Origin of the sequence: Halorubrum sp. SS7 (genome assembly GCF_005435055.1) — an archaeon.
GTDB lineage: Archaea > Halobacteriota > Halobacteria > Halobacteriales > Haloferacaceae > Halorubrum > Halorubrum salinarum.
In genome coordinates this window covers 1-344 of record NZ_SGXV01000437.1, presented here as the reverse complement: position 1 = coordinate 344, position 344 = coordinate 1, and the positions used below count along the sequence as shown (strand labels likewise).

The window sequence follows — 344 nt, the reverse complement described above, 5'->3', positions numbered from 1 at the left end:
GAGAGCTTTAACCAACACAATATCAACTAACCGACTTTGTGTTGGTTAAGAGTGAATTGGTCGTCTCGAATTGGGTGTCTCTCCCGTGCGAAAAGTAGAAATCTAGATTTCTGAAATCGTAGTTTCCAAAATCGGGACTTCTATTTGGATGGAACTGTGATCGGGTGTATGGAACAATTCGTGGATCGGGGCGTCGAACGTGATCAACTCAGGGACTGCTACGAGTCCGAGACCGCAGACTTTGTTGTCATCTATGGCCGTCGGCGCCTCGGCAAAAGCGACCTCGTCCGCCAGTCCATCGCTGATCGGGAAGACGCTGTATACTACCAAGCAGTCGAGTCTAC

General features: G+C 49.4%; 1 protein-coding gene. It reads left to right on the top strand.

What is annotated here, in order from left to right; genetic code table 11:
- Nucleotides 1-168 precede the first annotated feature (168 nt).
- Nucleotides 169-344: ATP-binding protein (locus EXE44_RS18695; RefSeq protein ID WP_241991907.1), on the top strand; the 176-nt coding region annotated here is incomplete at its 3' end.